Origin of the sequence: Actinoplanes oryzae (assembly GCF_030757795.1) — a bacterium.
Lineage (GTDB): Bacteria > Actinomycetota > Actinomycetes > Mycobacteriales > Micromonosporaceae > Actinoplanes.
Window position 1 is genome coordinate 55,217 of sequence record NZ_JAUQWH010000025.1, and the last position, 15,295, is coordinate 70,511.

Annotated in this window: 15 protein-coding genes; 8 read left to right on the forward strand and 7 right to left on the reverse strand. The window is 71.7% G+C overall.

Going from position 1 to position 15,295, the window contains the following annotated elements:
• Nucleotides 1–26: 26 nt before the first annotated feature.
• Both RBH18_RS11645 and RBH18_RS11650 read left to right on the forward strand, forming a co-directional pair.
• Nucleotides 27–2,405 carry a helicase-associated domain-containing protein gene (locus RBH18_RS11645; RefSeq protein WP_306206783.1) on the forward strand — a complete coding sequence of 793 codons (2,379 nt, stop codon included), beginning with the start codon at nt 27–29 and terminating at the stop codon, nt 2,403–2,405.
• Nucleotides 2,406–2,591: 186 nt separating this feature from the next.
• On the forward strand, nt 2,592–4,253 hold the full coding sequence (locus tag RBH18_RS11650) for a DNA repair helicase XPB (protein WP_306206785.1): 1,662 nt from the start codon (nt 2,592–2,594) through the stop codon (nt 4,251–4,253).
• A 128-nt stretch (nt 4,254–4,381) separates the two neighbouring features.
• Here RBH18_RS11650 and RBH18_RS11655 read toward each other — a convergent pair whose 3' ends face one another.
• From RBH18_RS11655 to ligD (RBH18_RS11670), 4 genes are read right to left on the reverse strand one after another with little or no spacing between them, the layout of a single operon-like run.
• Nucleotides 4,382–5,242 (reverse strand): HAAS signaling domain-containing protein, encoded by an 861-nt coding sequence (locus tag RBH18_RS11655; protein ID WP_306206787.1) that lies wholly within the window; start codon nt 5,240–5,242, stop codon nt 4,382–4,384.
• A complete protein-coding gene (locus RBH18_RS11660) occupies nt 5,239–5,580 on the reverse strand; it encodes a PadR family transcriptional regulator (protein WP_306206789.1) in 342 nt (113 codons plus the stop codon). Before RBH18_RS11660 ends, RBH18_RS11655 begins: the two co-directional genes overlap by 4 nt.
• A gap of 32 nt (nt 5,581–5,612) precedes the next feature.
• Nucleotides 5,613–6,530, reverse strand: coding sequence for a non-homologous end-joining DNA ligase (gene ligD / locus RBH18_RS11665; protein ID WP_306206791.1), 918 nt, complete (start codon nt 6,528–6,530; stop codon nt 5,613–5,615).
• Nucleotides 6,520–7,473 (reverse strand): non-homologous end-joining DNA ligase, encoded by a 954-nt coding sequence (ligD, locus tag RBH18_RS11670; RefSeq protein ID WP_306206793.1) that lies wholly within the window; start codon nt 7,471–7,473, stop codon nt 6,520–6,522. Before ligD (RBH18_RS11670) ends, ligD (RBH18_RS11665) begins: the two co-directional genes overlap by 11 nt.
• A 174-nt stretch (nt 7,474–7,647) precedes the next feature.
• Between ligD (RBH18_RS11670) and ku the strand changes: the two genes are divergently transcribed.
• From ku to RBH18_RS11690, 4 genes are read left to right on the forward strand one after another with little or no spacing between them, the layout of a single operon-like run.
• Nucleotides 7,648–8,571, forward strand: coding sequence for a non-homologous end joining protein Ku (gene ku / locus RBH18_RS11675; protein ID WP_306206795.1), 924 nt, complete (start codon nt 7,648–7,650; stop codon nt 8,569–8,571).
• Between the two features lie 13 nt (nt 8,572–8,584).
• Entirely contained in the window at nt 8,585–9,073 is a 489-nt protein-coding gene (locus tag RBH18_RS11680) for an NUDIX domain-containing protein (protein WP_306206797.1), read from the forward strand.
• 40 nt (nt 9,074–9,113) lie between these two features.
• A complete protein-coding gene (locus RBH18_RS11685; RefSeq protein WP_306206799.1) occupies nt 9,114–10,400 on the forward strand; it encodes an MFS transporter in 1,287 nt (428 codons plus the stop codon).
• Nucleotides 10,401–10,455: 55 nt separating this feature from the next.
• Nucleotides 10,456–11,019, forward strand: coding sequence for a type 1 glutamine amidotransferase domain-containing protein (locus RBH18_RS11690; protein WP_306206801.1), 564 nt, complete (start codon nt 10,456–10,458; stop codon nt 11,017–11,019).
• An 82-nt stretch (nt 11,020–11,101) separates the two neighbouring features.
• Here RBH18_RS11690 and RBH18_RS11695 read toward each other — a convergent pair whose 3' ends face one another.
• Entirely contained in the window at nt 11,102–11,554 is a 453-nt protein-coding gene (locus RBH18_RS11695; RefSeq protein WP_306206803.1) for a DUF2231 domain-containing protein, read from the reverse strand.
• Between the two features lie 134 nt (nt 11,555–11,688).
• Here RBH18_RS11695 and RBH18_RS11700 point away from each other — a divergent pair, with 134 nt between their 5' ends.
• Nucleotides 11,689–12,042, forward strand: coding sequence for a DUF1304 domain-containing protein (locus RBH18_RS11700; RefSeq protein ID WP_306206804.1), 354 nt, complete (start codon nt 11,689–11,691; stop codon nt 12,040–12,042).
• Nucleotides 12,043–12,757: 715 nt separating this feature from the next.
• Entirely contained in the window at nt 12,758–13,201 is a 444-nt protein-coding gene (locus RBH18_RS11705; RefSeq protein WP_306206806.1) for a DUF6232 family protein, read from the forward strand.
• A gap of 14 nt (nt 13,202–13,215) precedes the next feature.
• On the opposite strand, the gene RBH18_RS11710 is transcribed toward RBH18_RS11705, so the two are convergent.
• Entirely contained in the window at nt 13,216–14,379 is a 1,164-nt protein-coding gene (locus RBH18_RS11710) for a geranylgeranyl reductase family protein (protein WP_306206808.1), read from the reverse strand.
• A 44-nt stretch (nt 14,380–14,423) separates the two neighbouring features.
• On the reverse strand, nt 14,424–14,942 hold the full coding sequence (locus RBH18_RS11715; protein ID WP_306206811.1) for a DUF6226 family protein: 519 nt from the start codon (nt 14,940–14,942) through the stop codon (nt 14,424–14,426).
• Nucleotides 14,943–15,295 lie beyond the last annotated feature (353 nt).

Sequence of the window (15,295 nt, forward strand, 5' to 3'; positions counted from 1 at the left end):
TCCCACGGCGGCTAGCTTTGAATGCGATGGCCACCGCATTCGCCGATCAGCTGCGGGCGCTCCCGGACGAAGCCCTGGGCGCGCTCATTCAGCTGCGCCCTGATCTTGTCGTGCCCGTGCCCGCCGATGTGTCCGCCCTCGCCGTGCGCGCCCAGTCCCGGGGCTCGGTGGCTCGCTGCCTGGACGCCCTGGACGAGTTCACGCTGGCGGTGCTCGACGCCGCCCGGCTCAGCCGGGCCGAGGAGACCGCGTTCACCTCGGTCGCGGCGATTCTCGCGCTGACCGCCGACGCGGCGCCCGACGCGGACGTGCTGGCGGCGATCGACCGGCTCCGCGCCCGCTTCCTGCTGCACGGCTCCGAGGAGCAGATGCAGGTCGTGGGCGCGGTGGACGAGGTCACGTCGCCCTATCCGGCGGGCCTCGGGCGCCCCGCGGACTATCTCGACCCGCAGGCCGCGGCGCTGTGTGCGGACAAGGCCAGACTCCGCCGTACGGTGCTCGCGGCCCCCGCCGGCGCGCGAGCGGTCCTGGATCGCCTGGCCGCCGGCCCGCCCGTGGGTGCGCTGAGCGCGGGTGGCAAGGTCGCCGAGCCGGTGCAGTGGCTGATCGACAATCACGTTCTGGTGCCGGTCTCCGAGGTGGGGCGGGCGCCGCGGGCGGACGGCGAGCTGGTGGAGCTGCCGCGCGAGATCGGGATGCTGCTGCGCCGGGAGGCCGGGCCGCTGGGTGAGCTGCGCCCGTCCCCGCCGGCGCCCGAGAGCTCGATCCGCGATCCGAAGGCGGTGGACTCGGCCGGCGCGGGGCAGGGCATGGAGGCCGTCCGTGGCGTGGAGACGCTGCTCGAGGCCCTCGCCGCCGAGCCGGCCGCCGTGCTCAAGACCGGTGGCCTGGGGGTTCGCGATCTCAAGCGGCTGAGCCGGGCCGTGGGTGTGGACGAGCCGTCGACCGCCCTGCTGCTCGAGGTCGCCCACACGGCGAGCCTGCTCGGCGAAACGGAGATCACCGGGGCGGCCGAGGTTTTCCTCCCCACCGGCGCCTATGACCTGTGGCGGGCGCTCAGCATCGCGCAGCGCTGGGAGACGCTCGCCAACGCCTGGTTGATCATGACCAGGCAGCCGAGCCTGGTCGGGCAGCGCGACGAGCGCGACCGTCCGATCAACGCGCTCGCCCCCGACGCCGAGCGGTCCGGCGCCCCGCAGGCCCGCCGCGAGGTGCTCGCCGTGCTGGCCGGGCTTCCGCCGGGTGCGGCGCCGCGGCCGGACGACGTGCTCGCCCTGCTCGCGTGGCAGGCGCCGCGCCGGGCCCGGGGCCGCGAGCAGGCCCATCGCGACGCACTGACCGGCGCCGCGCTGCTGGGGCTGACCGGGCTGGGGTCGCTCACCTCGTACGGCCGGCTGCTCCAGTCCGGCGGCGACGACCCGGATCCGCTGGGCATCGACCACGTCGCCGGGCCGTCCGAGGCCGTGCGGGCGCTCGACGCGCTCGTTCCGGCGCCCGTCGACCACGTGCTGGTGCAGGCCGACCTGTCCGTGGTCGTGCCGGGCCCGCCCGAGCCGGAGCTGGCGACGGAGCTCGAAGCGGTCGCCGAGCTGGAGTCGGCGGGCGGCGCCAGCGTGCACCGGGTCACGGCGGCCAGCGTGCGCCGGGCGCTCGACATCGGCTATGCGGCCACTGATCTGCACGCCCTGTTCCAGCGCCGGTCCCGCACCCCGATCCCGCAGGCGCTGACCTATCTGATCGACGACGCCGCCCGCAAGCACGGCGGCCTGCGCGCCGGTTCGGCCGGCTCCTACCTGCGCAGCGACGACGAGGCGCTCGTGACCGAGGTCATGTCCGACCGGCGGCTCGGGTCGCTGTCGCTGCGCCGGCTCGCCCCGACGGTACTGGTCAGCCCGCTGCAACTGGCCCGGCTGCTGGGCGCCCTGCGCGACGCCGGCTATGCCCCCGTGGCGGAGGACGCCGCCGGCTCCGCGGTGCTGAGCCGTCCGAAGGTACGCCGGGCTCCCACCCGTACCCCCGTGGGCGCGCGCCTCGGCGACCAGGCCGGGCCCCCCGTGCTGGCCGGCCCGCGCCTGGCCGGGGTGGTCGAGCAGATCCGCCGCGGTGACCTCGCCACGCGCGCGGCCCGCCGTGCCCCGGTCACCGTGCGCGCGGCCAACGGCCAGAGCGTGCCGGGACTCACTTCCGTACAGGCGCACACGCAGGCGATGGCGGTGCTGCAGCAGGCCGTACGCGAGAAGGCGCGCGTCTGGGTCGGCTATGTCGACTCGCACGGGGCGACGCTGTCCCGGCTGGTCCGCCCGGTGTCGCTGAGCGCGGGATACCTGCGCGCCGAGGACGAGCGGACGGAGACGCTGCACACCTTCGCGCTGCACCGGGTGACCGCCGCCGTCATGGAGGAATAGGGGCGGGGGATCGCGCGCCCCCGATGCCCTGCCGCGCGCGACCCGTCCGCTACCCGCCGGCGCCGGACGCCTTGCACGAACAACGCCTGACCCGGCCGCAGCGTTGCACACCTCTTCAACTTTCTTCGATGCTCCGCGGACCGTGTCAGACTGGAGGGTCACCTCGTCTGCGGAAGGGGCGCTTTGGTGAGCGCTGGACCTCTGATCGTGCAGTCCGACAAGACCCTGCTGCTGGAAGTCGACCACCCCGACGCGCAGGCGTGCCGCATGGCCATCGCCCCGTTCGCCGAGCTGGAGCGCTCCCCCGAGCATGTGCACACCTACAGGTTGACCCCGCTGGGCCTGTGGAACGCCCGGGCGGCCGGGCACGACGCCGAGGGTGTCGTCGACGCACTGATCAAATACTCGCGCTATCCGGTGCCGCACGCGCTGCTGGTCGACGTCGCCGAGACCATGGACCGCTACGGCCGCCTGCAGCTGACCAACGACCCGACGCACGGGCTGGTCCTGCGCGGTCTCGACAAGATCGTGCTGATCGAGGTGGCCAAGAGCAAGAAGCTCGCGGGCATGCTGGGCGCGCGCATCGACGACGAGACGATCGTGGTGCACCCCTCCGAGCGCGGGCGGCTCAAGCAGGCCCTGCTCAAGCTCGGCTGGCCCGCCGAGGACCTGGCCGGTTACGTCGACGGGGAGGCCCACGCGATCTCGCTGGCCGAGGACGGGTGGACGCTCCGGTCGTACCAGCAGGAGGCCGTGGATGGCTTCTGGGCCGGCGGCTCGGGCGTGGTCGTGCTCCCGTGCGGCGCCGGCAAGACGCTCGTGGGCGCCGCGGCGATGGCCACCGCGCAGGCCACGACGCTGATCCTGGTCACCAACACGGTCGCCGGGCGGCAGTGGAAGCGGGAGCTCATCGCGCGCACGTCACTGACCGAGGAGGAGATCGGCGAATACTCGGGCGAACGCAAGGAGATCCGCCCGGTGACCATCGCCACCTATCAGGTGCTCACCTCGCGTCGCGGCGGCGCCTTCACGCACCTCGACCTCTTCGGGGCGCGTGACTGGGGGCTGGTCATCTACGACGAGGTGCACCTGCTGCCCGCGCCGATCTTCCGCTTCACCGCGGACCTGCAGGCCCGGCGGCGGCTCGGTCTGACTGCCACATTGGTACGCGAGGACGGGCGCGAAGGCGACGTCTTCTCCCTCATCGGGCCGAAGCGATACGACGCGCCCTGGAAGGACATCGAGGCGCAGGGCTGGATCGCCCCGGCGGAGTGCACCGAGGTCCGCGTCACGTTGACCGACGCCGAGCGGATGGCTTACGCGGTCACCGAGGCGGAGGAGCGGTACCGGGTCGCGGCCACCGCGCGTACCAAATTGCCTGTGGTCCGCGCCCTGATCGAGCGGCACGCCGAGGAGCAGACGCTGGTCATCGGCGGCTACATCGAGCAGCTGCACGAGCTCGGCGACTATCTCGACGCCCCGATCGTGCAGGGCTCGACCACCAACAAGGAGCGCGAGCGGCTCTTCGACGAGTTCCGCTCGGGCAAGCTGCGCACACTGGTGATCTCGAAGGTCGGCAACTTCAGCATCGACCTGCCCGAGGCGGCGGTGGCGATCCAGGTGTCCGGCACCTTCGGCTCGCGGCAGGAGGAGGCGCAGCGGCTCGGCCGGGTCCTGCGCCCCAAGGCGGACGGGCGGCAGGCGCACTTCTACACGGTCGTCTCGCGCGACACGATCGACACCGAGTATGCGGCCCACCGCCAGCGGTTCCTGGCCGAGCAGGGCTACGCCTACACGATCGTCGACGCGGACGACATCCTAGGCCCGGCGCTGCCCCAGGTCGACTGACCGCTCAGCGGTCGCCGCCTGTCCAGCGGCGTCACCGATCCGGGCCGCCGCTCCCGGCGAGCGGCGTCACCGACCTGGGCCGCCGGCCCCGGCGCTCACCGCTGGGCCGCCGGCCCCGGCGCTCATCGTCACTCGGTGCTCTCCGGGACCGGCACCACGGTCGCCGGATCGACGGGGTCGGCAAGGCCCGCGGGATCAGCGAGGCCGGCGGGGTCGGCAGGGCCCGCGGGATCGGCGAGGTCGGCGGAGTCGGCCGAGTCGATGGTCTCCACCAAGGGCTCGGCCGGCGCGACCGTGCCCGACGCCGGCTCGGCGGAGCTGGAGTGCAGCAGCATCGTCCCGGCGCAGCCCACCATGACGACGACCACGAAGAACGCCGCCCCGAGCGCCGCCACCACGCCCCACGACATGCCCGCCAGACCCGGCTTGCGCGGCGTCCCCGACCAGGCCGGCGTCCCCGACCAGCGCGGCGGCCCGGACCAGCGCGGCGGCAGCGGGGGCGGGGGCGCCGGCGGCAACCCGGACGGCGGCCGCGCAGAGCCCCGGGCCCCCGGTTTGCGGCTCCCGCCCACATAGGCGCGCCCGCTGCACGCGGAGGGCTGGCCGGCCGCCGGCGGCTGCCACGCCTCGGGCTTGGGGTCGAGAACGGGCGGCGCGGGCGTGACGACCACGGCCCGGCCGGACCAGCGCGCCGGCGAGGCGGCCGTCAGCTCGGTGGCCGCCGTCAGCACCGCCGCGGCGAACGCCCGCCCCTCGGTCTGCCCGAGCCCCGCCTCCTCGTAGGCCGCCGCCGCGATCGCCCGCGGGTCGCCGAGCCGCTCGAGGATCTCCAGCAGCTCGGTCTCGTCCAGGCCGGGCCGGTCGGCGCGCTCCGACGCGATGTGCGCCTCGAGATCGCGCAGCAGCTCGCGGCGCTGCACGACGGGCAGGTCGGGCATCAGCTGCTCGAGCTCGCGCAGCCACTCGGCGACCAGGTCATCAAGGCTCATCGCGCACCGGTCCCTACGAGTCGGTCGACGGTCTGGCGGAACGACACCCACTCCGCCCGGAAGTGCTCCAGCGCGGCCCGGCCGCTGTCGGTCAGGCTGTAGTAGCGGCGCGGCGGGCCGGAGGGGGACTCGCTCCATTTGCTGTCCAGCCAACCTGCCCGGCGCAACCGGGACAGCAGGGGATAGATCGTGCCCTCGGAGGCCGCCAGGGAGGCCTCGTCGCCGAGCGAGCGGACGATCTCGGTCGCATAGCGGTCCTCGTGCTCGACCATTGCCAGCACGCAGAACTCAAGGGTGCCGCGCCGGAGACCGGTCGACAGCTGCGCCACGTCCGCCATGCGCCACACGGTACCTTGCGCCGCAAGGTAGCTCAACCGATCGGCACCGGAGGCCCAGGGGTCAGCAAATCGGCCAGCAGATCGCCGTGCTCCCCGACCCGCTCCAGCACCTCCGCGGCGGTGAACTGCCGCGCCGGAAGCTCGCCCAGCGCCATCGCCGCCACCTCGTCCCAGGTCAGTGGCGCCGACGCGGACGGCTCGTCCTGCGCCCGCAGCGAATAGGGCGCCACCGTGGTCTTCGCCGCGGCGTTCTGACTCCAGTCGATGAAGACCTTTCCCGGGCGTACGGCCTTCGCCATCTTGGCCGTGATCGAGCCCGGCACCCGCTTGGACAGCTCCTCGGCGACCCGCTTCGCATAGGCCGAGACGACCTCGGAGTCCTGCTCCCCCGCGATCGGCACGCACAGCTGCATGCCCTTCTTGCCCGAGGTCTTCGGGTACGCGGCCAAGCCGTCCTCGGCCAGCCGGTCGCGCACGAGCACGGCCACCGCGCAGCACTCCCGCAACGCGGCCGGCGCCCCGGGGTCGAGGTCGACGACGAGCAGATCCGGATGCTGCCCGACCCGCCACTGGGGAGTGTGCAGCTCGAGCGACGCGAGATTGGCGACCCAGACCAGGGTGGCGAGATCGTCCACCACCACGAAGTCGAGCGTCTCGCGGGCCTTGGTCGAGCCGGGCACCGGCAGCGTCTCGCGGCGCACCCAGGACGGGGTGCCGGGCGGGGCGTTCTTCTCGAAGAAGCTGGCGCCGCCCACGCCGTTCGGGAAGCGGATCCGGGTCAGCGCGCGGTCCCGCAGATGCGGCAGGAGCAGCGGGGCGATCCGCGTGTAGTAGTCGATGACCTCGCCCTTGGTGAACCCCGCCGCCGGGTAGAGCACCTTGTCGAGGTTGGAGAGCTCCAGGTCGCGCCCCTCGATCTGGACGGGGAACCGGACACGCTCAGGAGCCATCGTCGTCGTCCTCCACACACTCCGCGGGCGTCTTGTCCGGGCGCAACCTCAGGAACCGCGGGAACCGCAGGCGCCCGTCCGGGGTCCGGTTGCCGTAGCGCACCTCGACCACCAGCTCAGGATTCACCCAGTGCGCGCCGCGCGCATCCTCGCGGGGCACGGCACCGGCGGCGAACGGTGACTCGCGGTTGGCCAGCGGCTGCAACGCTGCGAGCAGCTCGCGCTCGGCCGCCGTACCGATGCCTCCGCCGACCCTGCCCCGGAAGCGCAGGCGGCCGTCCGGGCCCGGCAGACCCACCAGCAGGCCGCCGAGCCTGCGGGCGCCGGCTCGCCAGCCGCCGATCACATAGTCCCCGGTACGGTCGAACTTGACCTTGATCCACTCCGGCGACCGGCTCCCGGGGACGTACAGCGAGTCGAGCCGCTTGGCGACCACGCCCTCGAGACTGTTCTCGCGGGCGGCGGACGCGGTCGCGGAACCGTCCGGGAACGCGGGCGGCACCATCCACCGCCCCGGGCCGAGGTCGAGGTCCTCGAGGCGGGCGCGGCGCTCGGCGTACGGAAGGTCGAGCAGGGCCTCGCCCCCGTCGCTCAGCAGGTCGAAGATCATGTAGGTGGCCGGGACCGTGGTCGCGAGCCGCGCGGCCTTGCTCGAGTCCCGGACGTGCATCCGCTCCGCCAGCGCCGTGAACGACGGCCGGCCGGCGGCGTCGAGCACCACCATCTCGCCGTCGAGCACCGTGCCGAGCGGCAGCCGCATGCCGGCGATCTCCGGGTAGGCGATCGTCACCGCCGCGCCGGACCGCGCCCAGAGCCGGGGCCCCGACCCGGTGCAGGAGGCGAGCACGCGGACGCCGTCCCACTTGAACTCATAGCTCCACCCCGCGCCCAGCGGGAGCGGCCCCGCGGTCGCGAGCATCGGAGACAAAGGGGCGCCCGGCACGAGATCACCATAGGCAGTCAATCCCACGGGAGAGCGAAAACCGTCATTCACTCCCCGGGAGGGGACAATTCGCCATTGATCACTTCTGAAGGGCGGCCGCCGGAAACCTTACGCAACAGTCCCACTACTGCCATCCTGGTTCGAGGCGCAGCTCAGCGGGGTAGGAGGCGGATCATGCGGGCGATCTGGAAGGGCGCGGTCTCGTTCGGCCTGGTGTCGATCGCCGTGAAGCTCTATTCGGCCACCGAGGAAAAGGACATCCGGTTCCACCAGGTGCACCGCACGGACGGCGGCCGGATCAAATACCAGCGCACCTGCTCGATCGACGGCGAGGTCGTGTCGTACGACGACATCGCCAAGGGCTACGACATCGGCGGCGGCGAAATGGTCATCCTCACCGACGAGGACTTCGCCGAGCTGCCGCTCACCACCTCCCGCGCGATCGACGTGCTGCAGTTCGTGCCGGCGGAGCAGATCGACCCGCTGCTGTTCGCGAAGGCCTACTATCTCGAGCCGGAGGGCCAGGCCGCCAAGCCGTACGTCCTGTTGCGCGACGCGCTCACCGACTCCGACCGGGTCGCCCTCGTCAAGATCGCGCTGCGCCAGCGGGAACAGCTCGCCACGCTCCGGGTCCACGACGACGTGCTCGTGCTCAACACGATGCTGTGGCCGGACGAGGTGCGTACGCCGGACTTCGGCTTCCTCGACGACGACATCGAGACCCGGCCCGCCGAGCTCGCCATGGCCGCGTCGCTGATCGACTCGATGGCCGGGAGCTTCAAGCCCGACGAGTTCACCGACAACTACCGGGCCGCGCTGCAGGAGGTCATCGACGCCAAGGTCGAGGGCCGGGAGGTCGTCGCGCCGGAGGAGACCGAGGAGGAGCCGGCCGCCGCGGTGGACCTGATGGCCGCGCTCAAGGCCTCCGTCGAGCGGGCGAAGGCGGCCCGCGGCGAGTCCGCGGCCCCCGCCAAGAGCACTCCCGCCAAGAAGACCGCCACCAAAAAAGCACCGGCCAAGAAGGCCGCCGCCAAGAAGACGACCACGCCTGCGAAGAAGACCACTCCGGCGAAGAAGGCGGCGCGCAAGTCGGCGTGATTGACTTTGTCCCGTGGCATTGACGTGGGCAGAGTCTTACCTGGGCAAGGTCCGGACGAGCGTGGGCGACAAGGACACGCTGCTGTTCGTCGGCGCGCGGGGCGTGATCCTCGATGAGCAGAACAGGCTCCTGCTGATCCAGCGCTCCGACAACCACCGCTGGGCGATCCCGGCCGGGGCCATGGAGCTGGGCGAGAGCATGGAGGAGTGCGCGATCCGCGAGGTGTGGGAGGAGACGGGCCTGCGTGCCACGTCGCTGACCCCGTTCGCGTTCCACACCGCTGTGACGTACACCAATCAGTTCGGGCACACGTACCAGCAGATCCTGATGTCCTTCCGCATCCACACCTGGGAGGGTGAGCTGCAGCGGGTCACCGACGAGTCGGTGGACGCCGGCTTCTTCCCGCTGGACGCGCTGCCCGGCGGCCGGTCCCCGATCATCGAGGAGACCCTGGCCGACCTGGCATCCTTCGAGGCCACCGGCCGCCTGGTGCTCAAATAATTCGGAGGCGCCCCGGCCGGCGCCGGGGCACAATCCCGGCGTGACCGACCGACCCCGGCGGCGCCTGGGGATCGACCTCACGCCGCTGCGCACCTCCCGCGACTTCCGGCTCGTCTTCACCAGCGGGACGGTGACGAGCTTCGGGTCGTTCATCACGTACGTCACGATTCCTTTCCAGGTCGCCCAGCTCACCGACGATCCGCTCATGGTCGGCCTGCTGGGCGTCTGCGAGCTGGTGCCGCTGCTGGTCATGGCGTTCGTCGGGGGCGCCCTGGCGGACTTCGTCGACCGCCGCCTGCTGGTCCGCGGCAGCGAGCTGGCCCTGGCCGGGCTCTGCGCCGCCCTCCTGCTCAACTCGCTCGCGCCGACCCCGCACCTGTGGCCGCTCTTCCTGATCGCCGCGCTGACCGCGACGGTCGACGGCCTGCAACGGCCGGCCCTGGAGGCGATGCTCCCCCGGCTGGTGCGCCCGGAGGAGATCCCCGCCACCATGGCGCTGCGCTCGCTGAGCTCGGAGGTCGCCCAGCTCGGCGGCCCGGCCCTGGCAGGCGTCCTCATCGCGTCGGTCGACCTGGTCTGGGTGTACGCCTTCGACCTGCTCACCTTCGCCGTCTCGGTCCTGTGCCTCACCATGGTCCGCGCCGTCCCGCCGCCACCGGACGCCGACCGCCCCTCCCTGCGCTCGGTGGTCACCGGCCTCCGCTACGCCCGTAGCCGCCCCGAGCTGCTCGGCACCTACCTGGTCGACATCAACGCGATGTTCTTCGGCATGCCGCAGGCCCTCTACCCGTTCCTCGCCATGAACCTCGGCGGCCCCAAGGTCCTCGGCCTCCTCTACGCGGCCCCGGCGGTGGGCTCCCTGCTCGCCACGCTCGTCTCCGGCTGGACCAACCACGTCCATCGCCACGGCCTGGGCGTCCTGATCGCCGCCGCCCTCTGGGGCGTGGGCATCGTCGGCGCGGGCCTGTCGACCATGCTGTGGCTGACCCTGCTCTGCCTGGCCTTCGCGGGCGCGGCCGACATGGTCTCGGGCATCTTCCGGATGACCATCTGGAGCCAGACGATCCCCGACCACCTGCGCGGCCGCCTCGCCGGCATCGAGATGCTGAGCTACACGACCGGGCCGCTGCTCGGTCAGCTCCGGTCCGGCCTGATGGCGCGCACGTCCCTGGGCATCGGCGGGTCCATCTGGGTGGGCGGCGCGCTCTGCATCGCCGGTACGGCGGTCATGGCGCTCGCGCTCCCCAAGTTCGCCAGGTACGACGGCCGCGACGGGCTCGCCCGCAAGCAGGCCGAAGATTCGGCGTGGGCCGCACGCGCCGTTTAGCCCTCCCGGCGCGGGGAAGCTTCCTTGCACACGTCGAGAGAATGGGGAATTCGCCATGGCTACCTCGATCAGCGGTAAGCGCGTCGCTTTCCTCGCGACCGATGGCGTCGAGGAGGTCGAGTACACCGAACCGCGCAAGGCCGTCGAGGCCGCGGGCGGCGAGGCGGAGCTGATCTCCATCAAGAGCGGCGAGATCCAGGCCGTAAACCACATGGACAAGGCCGGCACGTACGCGGTCGAGAAGCAGGTCAAGGACGCCCACGTCGATCAGTACGACGCCCTCGTGCTGCCCGGCGGCGTGGCCAATCCGGACTTCCTGCGGACCGACCCCGACGCGGTCCGGTTCGTGCGCGACTTCTTCACCGCGGGCAAGCCGGTGGCGGCCATCTGCCACGGGCCGTGGACGCTGGTGGAAGCGGGCGTCGTCGACGGCCGCACGCTCACGAGCTGGCCCTCGCTGCGCACCGACCTCGCCAACGCCGGGGCGACCTGGGTGGACGAAGAGGTCTATGTGGATCAGGGCCTGGTGACCAGCCGCAAGCCCGATGATCTGCCGGCATTCTGCGAGAAGATGCTCGAGGAGATCGCCGAGGGGGCGCACGATCTTCAGCACGCCTGAGGATGTGCCTCGCTCATGAGAAATGCCCGGGATCGGTGATCCCGGGCATTTCTGTGGGCCTTGAGCTCTTGGGGAAATTTGCTCAGCGGGTGCCGGCGCGGGCCCGGGCGTAGGCCGGGCGGCGGTTGACCAGCTCGCCGCCGTACCAGGCGCCGAAGACCGCGGCCGCGAGGGCGAGCAGCTCGACGACGAAGAGGCCGCCGCCGATCACCCGGTCGGCGCTGCTCATCCGGACCATGGCGATGACCGCGAAGAGGATGAGGACGCCCATGTTGGCGAGCCCCTGCAGCACACCGATGCGCTTGGCCTGCGTGCCGTTCGGGATGAACATCAGGTCGATGGCGCCGGCCACGGCGACCAGGACACCGCCGATCAGGCCGGCGACGATGTTCCAGTAGGCGAGGGATCCGATGATGCCGGGAGCGCCCGCCAGCGTGGCGAGATCGAAGAAGACGGCCATGGCGAACAGGCCGAGCGGAAACATCACGAGAACGGGCTGTACTGCCTGACCCGCGATCTTGAGTCGGCTCTCCATGCTGGTGGTCACCCTCCCCAGGCTGCTCATTCATGTGGCCATCGTGGGGCTACCCGGCCATCGCGGGGCGCTAAACGTGCAGTGCCGTCCCCCACAGGACCGGGATATGGATCTTGTTCGCCTACTCTGGCCGGATGGAATGGGCTGCGCGAATCCTGGTGGGCCTCGTGGCCCTCATCCACTTGTACATTGTCGTACTGGAAATGTTCCTCTGGCGTACCGATCGTGGGCGTGCCACCTTCGGGCTGACCGAGGAGTTCGCCCGCCAGAGCGCTTCCCTCGCCGCCAACCAGGGTCTCTACAACGGCTTCCTCGCCGCCGGCCTCGGCTACGGCCTGGTGACCGGCGACGTGAGCTTCCAGATATTCTTCCTGACCTGCGTCATGATCGCCGGAATTTTTGGCGCCGCGACGGTCAGCCGCCGGATCCTGTTCGTGCAGGCCGTACCCGCCGCGATTGCCCTGGTCACGGTGCTGCTGGCCCGCTGAGGGGCCCGAGGAGCTTGTACGCAATCTGCGATATGGCAGATTGAAGTGTGGCGGCCGGCTGGCTGGCATGCTTCACTGAGAACAGGGGATCGAGGCTCCGCGACAGGCCGATTTCCCCTGGTAGGAGGGTGGTGCCGTGGCTTGGCGACAACACCGGCGACAGGTGACAAGCAACCGACCCAGCGACAGGACACACACGGCACCGCAGCGACACGCAGCACTCGACCGACCGGATCTCACCGGGGCGACGCCGGCGGGATCCGATCGGACGATCCACGACCCGGATTTCGGGCGGCTTCCTCGTCGGGCAGCCTTTCTGAGGCTTTTCCGGGCGGGACAGCTCTCCTGATCGGGGCGGGCTTTCCGAGCGGGACGGCTTCGCTGAGCGGGGCGGCTTTCCGAACGGCGCAGCTCTGCTGAGCGGGGCGGCTGTCCGAGCGGGACGGCTCTGCTGAGCGGAGCAGCTTTCCGAACGGCGCAGCTCTCTCCTGAATCGGGCGGCTTTCCCGGGCGGGGCGGCTTTTCCCGAGCGGGTCGCCACAAGCGAGACCGAGGCATGCACAGCAACGGCACCCGGCGGCAACCGGGTGCCGTTGACGCCTTCGGCCTCGTGATGCACGAGTTCGTGACACACGAGCGAGGCGGGGAATTCTCTCTGCGCCAATGGTGGCTCGCTTTCCCCCTCCTCGCAAGGAGGCGGAAGGGGGAGTTCGCCATGCGCATCTACTACCGCGGGCCGGACGCGATGGTCACCAGCGAGCACTTCATTCAGCGCGGCGACACGTCGACGAGGACGTTTCTGATTCGCGATCTGCGCACTGTCACCATCACGGAATCCCGGACCAGCGGCACCTATCCGGTCGCCTTTCTTCTGCTCGGCACGGCGGCGGTGAGCGTGGCGGCCTGGCCGCTGTGGAGTGCGGCGCCGCTGCACGCGGTGGCCGCCGTGGGACTGACCGGCTTCGCGGTCTCCGCGACGGTGCTGGTGGGGCGCACCCGGCCCCGGTCCTGGCTGCTGCGGGCGACCTACCGCGGGCAGTCCACCGATCTCTACGAGAGCGCGGACCCCCGGGTGTTCAACCAGGTCAGCCGCGCGCTGCGCCGGGCCATGGAGGAGGCCGACCCGCTGTCCGCGGGCAATGATCTCGCCGCGGCGTGACCCGCCGCCACCGATCAGTCCCGGCCGGACGGCGACTGCTGGTCCCGGCCGCCGAGGAGGGTGATCGCCGTGCGGATGCCCCGGCGGCGCACCGCTCGCGCCATCGTCAGGTCGCCCTGACAGAAGCTCTCGAACGCCCGCCAGCCCAGCGGGGTGCGCATCGCCGCGTGCACCAGGGCGCGCCGGCGGGCGAAGACGCCGAGCAGCTCCCGGCCGGCGATCATCTCGGGGACGAGATGCCGGTCGACCAGCCGCTCGTACTCGGCGAGGCCGTCCGGGTCCTGGGCCCGGGCGGCCACCTCACCGGCCCACGTGCCGGAACGCAACGCATAGCTGATGCCCTCGCGCGTCCACGGCTCGAGCAGGCCCGCGGCGTCCCCGGCGACGAGGACCCGGCCCTTGCGGAGGGGGGCTCCGGGCGTACGGCAGCGGGTCAGATGGCCCGAGTCGCGCAGGACCCGGCGGCCGGCCAGCCCGAGCTGGGCCAGGAAGAGCGCGAGATAGTCCTTGGTCTGGGCTCCGCGCCCCTTGGCCATGATCACGCCGACGGTGAGCTGGTCGCCCTTGGGGAACACCCAGCCGTAGGACCCCCGCTCGGCGCCCCAGTCGAGCAGCACCCGGCCCTGCCACGCGGCCTGGTCCTCGGGCGTGGCGGCGAGCTCCACCTCGAGCCCGAGATCCTGCTGCTCGAAGGTCACGCCGACATGCCGCGAGCTGATCGCCGCGGAACCCTCGGCCCCGATCACGGTACGCGCGGTGAGCACCCGCCCGTCGGACAGCGTCACGGTCGCCGCATCCGCGTCCTGCCCGACAGCCCGAACCTGCGAGCCCTGCCACACCTCGGCGCCGGCCGCGGTGGCTGTTTCGTACCAGGCGAAGTCGAAGTCGTCCCGCCGCACCAGCTTGAGCACGGGCCGGCCCTGGGAGCGCCGGGTGAACGACCGCCGCCCCCGGTCGGTGAACGTGATCGCCTCGATCGTGTCCCGCACGGGCACGTCGATGTGCTGCTCGGCGAGGCTGAGCGACGTGCCGATCAGCCCGCCGCCACAGGTCTTGTAACGCGGGTGCTCCGCCCGCTCGAGCACGACTGTCCGGGCGCCGGCCGAGGCAGCCGCCCGGGCCGCGGCCAGCCCCGCCGGCCCGCCTCCGATCACGGCTACGTCCCACTCCGGTACCACGGCGGGAGTCTATCCAGCGGATCTCGGCCGCCCGGCCGCGGTGGTCACGCAGCGCGGCGGGGCCAGGGTGCCCACTGGACGGGGGCGGCGAATCCCTCGCGCCGGGCGGATCGGGCCTCGGCGTTGTCGACGGGCGCCTGCCGGGCCGACTCGAGGCCGGCTCCGATCAGCCGCGTCTCGATGCACGAGCCGGACAGTCCGCGCCGGATCCGTTCCCAGAGGCCGCCCTCGACATGGGCGGCGGCGAGGGCGCGCAGGTAGGCGACGAGTTCCGGGGCTTCCCTGACGTCATCGGTGCCGGGCAACGGTTCGGTGAACCAGCGGCCGAGCCGCAACACCACCCCCGGCCCGTCGGTGAAGATCACGGCGAGGGGCCCGGCCGCGGGGTGACGAGGCACCAGCCGTACGGTCCGGAGCGGCTCACCGGCGGGCTCTTTGGTCTCGCGCCGATCGACGGCGTAGCGCTCGGTCAGCTCGTCGAGCAGTTCCTCGGCGGCCTCGTGCAGGTTCCGTCCCGGGTTCGGGGTCCGGTGCGTGTCCTGCCGTCCGGCGTACTCCACCACCAGCGCAGTATGCGATCTCCGGGGGCCGGTTCGGTGGATCTTCGCCAGTTTCCGTCTGCCGTCGGGGCGGCAAGGCCGTGTGCCGGAACGGGACGGTCTCGGGATCTGGCTTCCCTTATTGCGGTCGAACTTGTCTGTCACCGCGTCGAACTGCTTGCCTTGCTCGCCTTGCTTGTCTGTCGTCTTGCTTGTCGCTTGTCTTGCTTGTCTTGCTTGTCTGTCGTCTTGCTTGTCGCGCCGTCGAATCCGCTTGCTCTGCTGGTCGAACTCCCGGGAGCGGCGGGGGACCGCCCGGCGCTTCAACCTGCCCTGGCTAGATCACCCCGCTTCGGGTCTAGAACACGCGACTCAAA